At 57.8% G+C, this 10,074-nt stretch carries 7 protein-coding genes and 2 pseudogenes; 7 read left to right on the top strand and 2 right to left on the bottom strand.

All coding sequences use genetic code 11. The features are described from left to right. Positions 1–301: 301 nt before the first annotated feature. From IVB32_RS13525 to IVB32_RS13500, 6 genes and pseudogenes are all read left to right on the top strand, one after another. The gene (locus IVB32_RS13525; RefSeq protein WP_247367704.1) at positions 302–790 is read left to right on the top strand and encodes a hypothetical protein; all 489 of its coding nucleotides are present in this window, start codon (positions 302–304) and stop codon (positions 788–790) included. A 264-nt stretch (positions 791–1,054) separates the two neighbouring features. Then, complete coding sequence (locus IVB32_RS13520) at positions 1,055–1,282, top strand: hypothetical protein (RefSeq protein WP_247361358.1); 228 nt, start codon at positions 1,055–1,057, stop codon at positions 1,280–1,282. A gap of 106 nt (positions 1,283–1,388) precedes the next feature. Continuing rightward, a complete protein-coding gene (locus IVB32_RS13515) occupies positions 1,389–1,892 on the top strand; it encodes a hypothetical protein (protein ID WP_247361360.1) in 504 nt (167 codons plus the stop codon). A 1,126-nt stretch (positions 1,893–3,018) separates the two neighbouring features. Continuing rightward, positions 3,019–3,240, top strand: coding sequence for a hypothetical protein (locus IVB32_RS13510; RefSeq protein WP_018460208.1), 222 nt, complete (start codon positions 3,019–3,021; stop codon positions 3,238–3,240). Positions 3,241–3,299: 59 nt separating this feature from the next. Further along, positions 3,300–3,707: a hypothetical protein gene (locus IVB32_RS13505; protein ID WP_247364552.1), complete on the top strand. Its 408-nt coding sequence runs from the start codon at positions 3,300–3,302 to the stop codon at positions 3,705–3,707. 2,291 nt (positions 3,708–5,998) lie between these two features. Then, positions 5,999–6,210, top strand: a pseudogene (locus IVB32_RS13500) (hypothetical protein). A gap of 672 nt (positions 6,211–6,882) precedes the next feature. Here the strand turns inward: IVB32_RS13500 and IVB32_RS13495 are convergent. Then, positions 6,883–7,416 (bottom strand): septal ring lytic transglycosylase RlpA family protein, encoded by a 534-nt coding sequence (locus tag IVB32_RS13495; RefSeq protein WP_247361362.1) that lies wholly within the window; start codon positions 7,414–7,416, stop codon positions 6,883–6,885. Positions 7,417–8,206: 790 nt separating this feature from the next. On the opposite strand from IVB32_RS13495, the gene IVB32_RS13490 reads away from it, so the two are divergent. Then, complete coding sequence (locus tag IVB32_RS13490; RefSeq protein WP_247361364.1) at positions 8,207–8,599, top strand: hypothetical protein; 393 nt, start codon at positions 8,207–8,209, stop codon at positions 8,597–8,599. Positions 8,600–9,454: 855 nt separating this feature from the next. Here the strand turns inward: IVB32_RS13490 and IVB32_RS13485 are convergent. After that, positions 9,455–9,697, bottom strand: a pseudogene (locus IVB32_RS13485) (IS256 family transposase); the annotation flags it as partial. Positions 9,698–10,074: the final 377 nt, after the last annotated feature.

Raw genomic sequence — 10,074 nt, 5'->3', positions numbered from 1 at the left:
CCGCCGCCCCAGCAGTGCCCATATTGCCGAAAGCAAATCCTTGAAAAACAGCGGCGAAAACACATTCTGCCAAAGTAGTGCTAGATTACGCTGCCGATCCAACCGGGGGCCCTGTTCCGCTGCCGCAAACGGAGCTTTATACCCTGACGGCACGCGCCCTTCGCAGGGCGGACAAAGCAATATGGCGGCAAATTACTTTCGACCTCTTTCCTCTCTTGATCCATCGTAGAATTCGTCCTGTTCGCTAGACCGGCAGGATGTAAGATTATGTCCGGGCGGCGCTGGGCGAACGGGCTCAAGTGTGCTGGTGGAACTTTATAGCCCCTTGATCTTTGCGTTAGGCGCCGAAGTGAATAGGCAAACGATGCTCCGCTGGCTTAGCTCAGATCGTCGAAAGATCAAAAGCGATCGAAAGCAGCTTGAAGGCAGGGCTCGCCGCCTGCTGCAGAGTTACCTGACGGCCAATGAGTGGCAAAAGCGCCAATACTATCAGGCAATCGCCGGCGCGGCTTCTGCATGTCAGCCTGGTATTGATGATCCGAGCTTAAGTAACGAGAAGCTTGCTGAATTAACCGCTCAGGCCGCGACAAAAGTCGTCCAAGTACGTAATCGGAAAGCAAAAGATGCGCACGATCATTCAGCTGTACTGATCACGGATGCATACGCAACGGTTGCAATCGCCTATCGACGAGCGGCTTCAGCCTACACTGCTGACAAGGAAATGGAGCAGCTGGGCACCGCCGCAGTACACCTGGTCACGATAGCGAATTCATTTATGAATGCTGAATAGGACCGACAACGACAGAAATGTGACTGCGGCTTCGGCAAACCAGCCTCGCTTCTCGCTCAGGCGTATACCTTGCGCAAACCCTTTCTCCTAAGCTGCCCGTAAGACGTTATTTGTACCGTCGTCACCAACAAGAAAAGGCGGGCGGCATGTCGATTGCATTTCGAATTTTTGTTCTCCTGTTCTGTGCTTACGCCGGTTGGGAGACCGCGAGCATCCAATTCGGCGATTTGCGAGAGCCTCAGCAGCAAGGGCGTTCTGCAAGGAATGAACAAAACAACCCTTCACCTGGAACGTCCGCAACCAAGCCAAGTTCGGCGTGCTGACCTCGCGCCGGCTATCGGTTATGCGATGCTCGTCGATGGTCGTTTCAAGACCGAATTTCTTGATCAGGACGCCGCGACTAAAGCGGCCCTTGATTTGTTGGCAAAGTATCCGAAGCTGAAGATCGAGATCTACGATGCACCATCGAAGTCACGAACGCCGGCGAAATAGCCGCTGCGCCGCAGCATGCGTGATAACCATGTCTTCTGTTTTAATCTACCTTTAGCTTTTTGCTAACAATCGAGGTCTCAAGGTCGTCGCCAAACGGAGGCGGCCTGTGCCTTTGATGAAGTATTTCGGATTCGTCGGCAGCGCTCTCGTCCTGTTGCTGATCGCTATCGGCTGGTGCTTGCCGCAGCAGGCGATGGGCCCCGGTAACAGCGACGTAGAGCGACCGTCCATCAAGATCAGCTCAGCCGAGAGGGCGCCTGAACGGGTCATAATCGATACCAGCTTGCCGACCATTGTGGCTCCGTCGAACATCAGTCCTTCTACATCAATGACGTCGGTGCAATCTGCTCGGCCTCTGCAGAGCGCATTCTCCGAACTTGACGTCGCCCGGAAGCCGGTCACTCCGAAATCAGGCGGCGAGGTCTTGAAGCCGAAGCATGCGGCAAAAGGCGAATCCGCGAAAAAAGTCTCTCACCGTCGAGCAGCGAAACAGTTGAATATTATTCCCGTACGCGAAACGGGAGCGCAAGTTGCGGCGCCTGATACGAGAATGTCGTTACTGGAAACACTCAAGGAGCGGCTAGGGCAGACGTTTTTCAAGCTGAACTGATGACGGTGTCCAACGATAGGAGCCTACGAGCGCCATTCACGCCGGAGGCGCACTCGGCTCGATTGGACCGACCCAATAAATAGTCTCTGAAGATGGCATCCGACGGCGGCAAATCGGCCTCCTGCGTCACCGGGGCGGCTGGAGCAAGCCCGCACAAAACGGCTTTAGTCCGAAAGTCGAATAGCGCCACGTCATCGGGCTCGCGGAAGCAGCAAAACCCCGCCCGCGTAAGCCCGCTTATTTGGAAGGGCGCCCTGTCGTAGAGCGGCTGAGATAGACGTCGCGATGGGCGATCGGCGGGCACATAGACGGCGAGGGACGCATTACGCTTACTGCGATACTACGATTCGTGGAAAGACGGCCCGGGTCGGGCGCTTGGGTTTAGGGCGGTGGCCGCTTTAGGTCGTCGGCAAGCCGTTGCGGATTCAGCAGAATGCGCTAGGCCGGTTCTCCGTCCTGCTCACAATGGTGAGACCGTTTACGCGGGCAGCCCTGCCTAAGGCAGCCTCTGACCGCAGGAACAGTGGAGGGAAGGTAACCTCGGCGCAGGTCTCGGCCTGAGGTCGCTTTTTGCGAGCCGCAACCGTCGACCCTGATTCACATAGTGAAATGCAGATGCGGGTCAGAATGCGGCGACGTCCACGTGCCGCGACCTTGACGCTGGCAGGTTTCTCCGACCTGCTCCCTCCCAGGCGCCGCCGGCTCTTGAAGTTGCGCCCGACGGACGGCGCCCGCCCCTCCGGACTGTGGTTGAGCCGTCCCGGACCTGGCGATGGATCTCTCCATCGCAGGCGCGCCCTGCGCAAGTATCATGGCACTGGGCCACATCCGGCCAATCCCTCGGCCGTCTTGATTGCCGCCGGCGTCTCTCCGAAATCGTACCGGCCCGCAAAGGCCGCACCGGGCTGGTGGATCTCGTCCCGCTCACGCTCGGGCATTGTCAGCTCCTCAATCGTTCTCAGTCCACGCGTGCGACATTGACGAAGCGAGCGCTTGTCCGTCGTGCCAGGCGGAATACACAGTCGGGCTAGTGAGGCGCACAACTAAAAATATCTCGGCGCTTACGAAAATAGGAACGAGGTCTGCACTTTCACATTCCTTCCGAAGTGCAATCGGGAGCCTCAGCATGGCAACGCAGATCGTCATGGATCACAGCGGCGACAGCCGCTACTTCTTCGACAACTCCAGCGGTGATGCTCTGGCGGAGGCGGAGAGACGTTTTCTGGAATTCACCGGGAAAGGATACACTGCAGCGGTGCGGAGTAGCCCGGAGGAGGTAACCAGGATCACCACGTTTGATCCGACCGCCGAAGAGACATTGTTTTTTCCGCGGCTCGTCGGTGGGTGATGGCCAGGTGAAGAGGAACTTAGCTCGGGTCCAGTCGGTGGCCCCTTCGTAGCCTCTGTATTGGGAAGCTCTATGAAGCATCCAAGGACGAGAAAACGATTCACGCTCGTGCGCTACGCCTCCTTCGTTCTTGGCTTTCGCCTCAGCAGAGGGCGGACTTTGACAGGAAGGGATATTTCGACGTCGTGGGATGCGACACTGGGAGGCGGTACCGAATCCGGCGCGGCACGTCCGCCAACGTCAACGAGATAGACGAATACGGGCGGCTCGGAACGGGGCGCTGCTTCGTCCCGTTAGGTGGCTTGGCTCAGGGCGACGTCATGCTTGCCCAGAAAATAGCTCTCGAAACCGACGAGAACCGCGCGTTGAGCATCGCCAACAGCTTCCCGGGACCGCTAGGCTTGCGCCTCCCTAGGCGTCGCCCCGCAGAAGCTAGGAGCTCGGGGGTACGCCTGTCCCCGGGCTAGAATTCGAGCCACGGTGCTTCTCATGCGGCGACGCCACAGCGGTCTCGCTGATTGCAACCACAACATTGGTGGTTGACGACTGTTGGATCATTTCGCGTACCACCGCTGGCATCCATTGCCTTATTGATTCGGAGTGTAGCCCTGACCGATTGGCTCTTCAAATCGGCAATACGGGAAAGATCTTCGTCGTGTGTTGAGTATGCTTCTATTAGGCCTGACCGATAACCCGAGGACTGGGGCGTTCGAACGGGAGCTATCTTGTCTCAAAGAATGCAGTTCTGCACCTCGTTTGCTTGAACGCAGCCCTGGATGAAAAGGGGCCGAAGAGCCGAAGGGCTGCGGGGAGGGCTAGAACAGTCCGCCGCCTTCGGGTTGAATTCTCCCTCGAGTGACGCTGCCCGGACGCGCGGGAAAGCTCGACACAAAGGTGGCGCGACGTGAAAGCCTTCAGGCTCGATGGAATTCCACCGCCCGCTGTTTCAGAGAAACTCTGGCCGCGAAGCCTGCCTGCAGCCACGCCATGGCCTGCGTGTGCCCCGCTTTGCGCGAACCTCATTTTCCCACTAGGCACTGAACTTGTAAGCTGACGGCGGTAACGGCCTCCCGAGAATTTCCTCGATGTCCGAGAACGTGAGCCGAATAGTGTGCGTCCTTGTGCGACCCAGCTCCCTCGATAGCGGATCGTAAACGGACATGACGCTCGGCTCGTCACGTCGGTCCGTCATCGCCGCTCGCGGGGATGTTGAAGCCCCGGGCGGCAAGTTCTAGCTCGAGCTCAGTGATCCGTTCGAAGATGCGAGCAGTAATAGCCTCGGAATCTTCAGCGCTTATTGATCGAACGCCTCTTAGAGATAGCTCGTCCCTGAGAACCTTCGCCACAAGCAATTGGATTGCCATTGGATTAAATCCTAAAAAGACGATCCAACCGCAACCGACGGGCGAACGCAAGTGGTTAGGTGGTGCTGCCGTGCTTCGGCTAGTTGTCTCGGCCCGGAATTCTGAGCTGCGCAGCTGCTCGCACAAACTTTTCTGCCGCAGCATTAACAGCAAACCCGTGTGCCTCATCGGGTGTCCTAGCCTGCGTGGTCTGTAGGCGATTAGCCGTCTCGCTTTGCTTGAGCACGAGTCGTTAGCTTATCCAGCTTCGATTGCTCCTCGCTCAGACGTCTTTCGACATACTGCCGTTCGAACTCCGTCAGAGTGGTTTGCAATAAGAGGTGGTAGCGTTGAATATTGTTGCGATGTGCCCGGACCAAATCGTCGTCAATCATCGTCGTCGGCTTTCCGGGAGTGAAACGGACAAAACAATTCATCATCAAGCGGGATGGGCAGGCGACCGAGCAAGAGCAGGCCGGAGCATCTCCGCCGCTCTCTCCATGTTAGTAAGCTTGTCTTTCCCAATCTGTGAACTATTTCACACGGCCTTGCGATCGTCGCCTAGGTGGCAGCAGACACAGTGCAGTGGTTTAACGGGCGTCGGTCGGCTTCATCCAGCCCGATGACGGCGGTATGGATGCCTAGCACAGTGGGGCGGCTCACCGAGCTTGGCTGAAGGCCGCAAGGTTTCTTATGGAGTCCAAGTCCATCAAAAGCGCAGGAAAAGAGCTGCCAAGTCTATGCGTCTGAAGACTGCGGCGACAATGGCATGGCGGTTTGATCACTGCATTTTATGCCCGAGGTCTCTCAGCCGCGTGCGAAGAAAGTCGCTGGCATGGTCGTATTGCGCGTTGCCGTTCGTGATTTGGCGGACGCGTGGATGCATAGCGACAAACGGTTTCGGAGCCGAGCAACTCAACTCTGTCCGACCACTGCCGTAGCAACGTATCGGGTATATCGTCCGCAGATCCAAACATCCGCAAAAGGGAATGTTCGGCTTCGGGCTTGTGGTCGTGATGAGTCTTCGCCGCATAGAAAGCGAATAGTCCGCGGAAGGCATCACGGGAAACCCCAGGTTTTCCCATCGCAATATCCCTGAAAAAATCACGTTCTCAATGGACGCAAGTTTGACGCCTCCGTTCGGGAAAAGCTAGAAAACCAAAACCCTGTGCCCACGTTTTCGAAGAGTTTGCGGTTGGACGCTGAGTGGAATGCCAGCCCGTCAATGATCGTGACCAATTTTGACGAAGGCCAGGTGGGACCTTTGAGGCGCCCTCTGGCTCTTGTTGCTCCCCAGCCGCGCCATTGGCTGAAGCGCGAGCCGAGCGTGTAGAAGCCAGCATAGAAGTTGCGCCGACCGCGCGGCTTGCACTAAGCTCATTCGATTGTACGAATTGTTTTTGTGGAGTAGCGTCATGTCGAGTGCGATTGAGTTGATTGTGGACGGCTACGCAAGACTTAAAGACCGCCAGTCGCTTGAAGAGCTGAAGATGCACCGCCGGCGCCTTGCCGGAGACCTGAAAGCCTGGTGGGCTTTGACTGCAGGTTGTCGATCGAGCAGATCGAACAGGACATCGCGGCAATAGAGGCGGGACTGGAGACGTTGTCGGGGCCGGTCGGCGGCTAAGCTAAGGAGCCAACCCGACGGCGGCGTGCGCGCAAGGAGGGCAAGTGCTGCGATCTTTCGTCATGGCTGCCCTCATTGAGGTTTGGCCGTGCTCGTTTGCGCTGTGCCTGACGTCGGAGGAGATTGTCGCTAAGCTTCGCGCCGCAGATCCAGGAGGTGCCGGCCGGAAAGATCAAGACTTACAAGGCCGTCAAAGAAGGTCCCGCGCGCTCGGTGGTCATCGACAGGACCGGCCACATCGCAGACGTGGCGAGATAGCTAGACGGGCAGACGAAGCCAGACGTCTTTACTGGATAGCGTGCCGGTTGGCGTCGCATCTCCATATCGACGACGCGAAACGAGCCATGACTTTCGTGAACGTAGCGAAGGTGCCAGACCGGGCCGAGTTCCGGCGAGATGGCGAAGTCGTCTAAGGCAGACGCGACGTACCGAACGGCATCGCGTCGCTCAACCGGTGCGGAGAACATCGCCTCTATCAGCGCGCCAGGCTCACGCCGCCGACTAGCAGGCTCGTGCAGCTTCGTCGCCGTGAGTAAGCCGGAGGGAGGTCACGATGACCGCAATAGCGGCCGGGTTCTTCAGAGCCACGGCACGGTTCAGACCCAAAACCGGACCGTTGATGTAAGGGCGCGAGGCGGCGGTTGCGTATTTTCGCAAGGCGATGGACGACTGCTACAACACTTCAGCACGAACCGGAGCCACGCCACGATCCGTAATCCCTAAGGTGCGCGCGGCGGCGAGCGAGAGGTCGAGGACGCGGCCACGGACCCATGGTCCGCGGTCGGTGATACGAACCACCACCGACCTCTTAGTCTCAAGATCAATGACCCGGACTCTCGTGCCGAACGGCAGACGGCGGTGCGCCGCGGTTAGTGAATTCCGGTCGTACGATGAACCGTTCGCCGTTTTGCCCTTTGAGTACGAGTAGAATGAGGCTCTTCCGGAGAACACTCGGTCGAGGGAGCGAGAGGCTGAACGGTCTTTCAAGGGTTCTTGACGATCTTTCAATGTCTGTTGTCCGTTCGGAGCTTGCACTTGCGGCTCATCCTTCTTTGTCTGTTCGAGCCCATCAGGAGCCGGCTCAGCGTGAGCCTTTGGAATAATGGACCACCGCTCATTGAAATCCTCTGCTGCAGCGGTGTTCGCATTCAATCCGATCCAAGCAGGGACTGTCGCAATCGCAACCATTCTGAGGAGAAGACGCATCGTTCGGCCTCATCAAACAATTGAAGCACAAGTCAACAATGCAACCCATCAGCCAGTGTTCCTGAACATGTATTCGCGTCTCGCACATAGGTGATTGCATACCGACGTTGCGAGGATGTGCGTAGGAGCACCGCAGCAAGTCAATTATCTCGCTGCGATGCATCGCGCCATTTAGCGCCACCGGCCGGGGGCCTAGGGGCGGCCAGTCTTCCCAGCGCGCACTACATACGACCGGCCCATGGGAAAGTTGCGTATCCCCAAAATGAGAAATTTCAACCCGCCTGCTGACAAAGGGGCAGAGTTGTTGGTGGCCGTACGCCCGCCGACGCCAAGCCCGGCGAGCGGTGCTTCGCGCTGGTCTTAGTGGACGAGCAGCGGCCCCCAGCTTGAGGGGCAATCGCCAAGGCCGAACACGACGACCACGCCGCGGCGGGTGCCGAACGAACTGTGTCGGGCAGCTTGATTCGCGGCAGAGGAGGTTATTCGAGGTACTTAGGAGCCTGCGGTTGGTGCTCGCTAAAGGACGCCGCAATCTTCTGTTCGGCGATTTCGAAGACGGGACGAGCTTTGGCAATTGACCACAGTACCTTCCCAAGACTTCCGATTGCTTGCTCGGCTTCCTTAGTCCGGTCCCGGCTCTTCCTTCAATGCCTCTCGCTCTGCACGCTTGGCTGCCGCAGACTTGCTCCTTTGAGCCCGCACGGCATGTTGCAGGCAACACAGGGGCGGCGGTCGCAACTAAGTCCGATTCAAGGTGTATGAGGGAGTTGCGTTCCTCCTAGGAGCCGTGATGGAACCAACAGAATCTGCCCGCACGCACCGTCAGGTGGTGCCTTGGCTCGTGGTCGCGTTGATTGTTGTGTTGGCTGGAGGCATGTTCGTTTGGATGAGTAACAGAATTGATGCCCTACAGGCAGCGACTGCTATTCGTCAAGATTCTGGCGTCGAACAAACAAAGAGGGCGGTAGCAGCTCTTGAGCAGACGGTGAAAGACATTCAGTCAAGCCAGCAAAGCCTTGTGGACCGGATTGCGGAGGTCCAGCGCAAAATTGCCTCGGAAGGCAGTAATCGCAAGCTAATGTCAGATCAACTAGGCGCACTAGGCGCACGCGTTGATGGGCTGGCATCGGCGAACGCGGAGAGCGCCGCGACTGCCCGTCAGAACTCACGCACAAAGCGATAGATGTTGGCGCTTAGTTCAGTGCCGGAAATTTCTTTCCGAAAGTGGGAAAAACCTTCCGCGAACATCTTCAACACAGAGAACGAAACAGCGACGCGCGTCAACGTTAGTGACCAATTAACCTGCCCTTGAGAGTGGTTCTCTACGCGATTTGGGACTCGCCTCCGGTCCGACGGCCAGTTGATCAGTACTGCGGGGTTCTCGCACTTCTTCCGCCGCTTGCGGATTCTTTGAAACGCCCATCCGATCAATCGCGCCAGCCCGAGGACAGCTCCTGCGACGATCACCCAGTGGGGATATCCGATCCTGGAAAACATCGCTGTTCCCGCTAGTGCTCAGCGCTCACCCTCGTGCCGCAACCGCTGGGTACGAACCGCTTTTGGGAGCAATGTTTTCGACGACTGTTTGCTCTTTGGTCGGAAAGTACGTCGCAACCAACGACAGGACACCAGCGATGCAGACGGCCGTCAAAGCGGCGCCTGCAACGCTTACCGCACCTCGCAATAGCAACTGCCTCAACGCGCGAAACATGATATCCGGATAGTCGGAAATGCTTAACGAACATACTGCGCGCGATCGACGGCACCCAGAAACGCACGTCGCATCGCGCGCATCCTGTCAGATGGAGGTTGCGTGGAGCGAGAGCACTGTCGGATGACCGAGTAGGTGCCGGTCTATTGCGTGCTTAGCGACAAGCCAAGAACAAATGCCTTAGCCGCCGTCGCGCCCGGCGTTCGCTTCAATTTCTTTGCGATCTTCGTGACACCAGTCTTTTGCTTCGCAAGTAACTTCAGCGTCTTCAGGTCGTCTTTCGTCCACTCGGAGCTATCGCCAAATTTTGGTGACGGCCGGAGCCGGTCAGGCGGCGGCGGTTATGGGCTGGCGGTCGGTCGGCTTGGCGATGACCTCGATCCCATCATTGAATGTCACACCGACAACGAGTTTTGGCAACTGGTTGTGGCCATCGAGACGACGCCAGCTTCTCTGCGCGGCCTCGAGCAGCTTGAAGACCATCGCGAGTGCCGTCTTGTTGGACAGGCAGCCCTTCGATCGGATGGTGCGGTGGCGAACGGTGGCGAAGGTGCTTTCGATGGGGTTGGTAACCGGTATGAGATTTCTCGGTGCCAACGTTCCGCTGCGGTGTTCTGCGTCGTGGCGTATGGTGCGACCATCGGGACAGAGGCACCGGGAGCACGATGTGCGGGCAGGCCGATGCATTCGATGAGCCGCGAGCTCGAGTTAGTAGCTGGCCGCCTCTGCGACTCGCCCGGTTGCGCTGAGAGCGCGAATCCGTAGTTGTCGTGTCGCCCGTAGCTCCCGTCATGTGGTCTGATTGGCAGGAGGTGCGAATGCGACGGGTGATTGGCATCGACGTCCACCGAACTTTCGGGGAAGTGGTGATTTGGGAGGATGGCAGGCTCCGACATGCGGGCCGCATTGATATGACGCGGACTGCGTTGGAGGGATTTGGCAAGACC

The sequence above is a fragment of the Bradyrhizobium sp. 23 genome (genome assembly GCF_023073295.1).
GTDB lineage: Bacteria > Pseudomonadota > Alphaproteobacteria > Rhizobiales > Xanthobacteraceae > Bradyrhizobium > Bradyrhizobium canariense_D.
The sequence above is the reverse complement of the archived record's forward strand: the minus strand, read 5'-3'. Positions and strand labels throughout refer to the sequence as shown.